General features: G+C 59.1%; 1 protein-coding gene. It reads left to right on the top strand.

Annotated features, from left to right (window positions below):
• Positions 1 to 15: 15 nt before the first annotated feature.
• Positions 16 to 1,065, top strand: a 1,050-nt coding sequence (locus RMSM_RS20405; protein ID WP_144057810.1) for an O-antigen ligase family protein, incomplete at its 3' end; no start/stop codon positions are given.

The raw sequence follows: 1,065 nt of genomic DNA, 5'->3' as shown, positions 1-1,065 counted from the left end.
TTTTCGATTGTCGTGTTGATCGGAAATTCATTCGGTAAACGATTCCGGAAAGAAGCCGTCTCGCACTCGGTCTCACTTGCACTGGATTGGGTTCCATGGCTGCTTGCCGGCTGGATCATGATTGCGGCCTTTGGCAGCAGCCCGCCGGGGAACCTGCGATTTGCCACGAACGAAGCGTGGATCTGGGTCAGCGCGGCGTCCATTTTCTATGCCGCTCGTCGCTTATTCGCTCAGCCGATGGTGGTGCGTGGGATCGTCACGTTGCTTTTGGGATGTGCGGTTGCGCAAGCCGTTCACGGGCTGCACCAACAATTCATCAGTCTGCCCGAGATGCGAGCCGCCTACGAACGGGATCCCGAGCGGATGCTGCAGTTCGCCGGAATCGACGCGCCGCCGGGATCGTCCGAGCGGATTGTGTTCGAGAATCGATTGCGGGACGGAGGCCCCACCGGGACGTTTGCGCTGGCAAACTCGCTGGCCGGTGTGTTGGTCGTCGGAATCATGATCGCGATCTCAGGACTCTGGTTTCATGCATCGCGAATGTCGGCGGCCCAGCGAGTGTGTTGGATCGGTTTGGCAGCGTTGCTGGCGATTGCGCTGTTGGCGACGCGAAGCCGTTCGGCGGTGTTGGCGGTGTTTATCGGTGCGGTGTTTCTGTTCTTAGCGTCGACGAGCTTTGGGCGACACCGACGCCCCCTCGTACTCGCCCTTGCAGCCATTGGCTTGCTTGCCGCAATCATCGTTGGCGGAATCGTGACTTGGGGCAACCGCGAATGGATCGAACAGGCCCCTGCGTCGCTGGCGTTCCGAATCCAGTATTGGCGCAGCACGATGGCGATGGTCACCCAAATGCCTCTGTTTGGTGCGGGGCCAGGAAATTACCAAATGATCTACGAGCGTTTTCGTGAGCCCAGTGCCAACGAGCAGATCGCTGAACCCCACAACTTCTTTTTCGAAACGCTGGCCAGCGGTGGATGGATCGCAGCAGGGTTGTTGATTGTTTTGGCCGTGGCGGTTGCCGCATGTTGGAGAACACGCCGCGATCAGCTTAGCGAGTCTAACGAC

Origin of the sequence: Rhodopirellula maiorica SM1, from assembly GCF_000346295.1 — a bacterium.
Taxonomy (GTDB): Bacteria; Planctomycetota; Planctomycetia; order Pirellulales; family Pirellulaceae; genus Novipirellula; species Novipirellula maiorica.
Note: the sequence above shows the minus strand (reverse complement) of the source record. Positions and strands in the feature narration are given on the sequence as shown.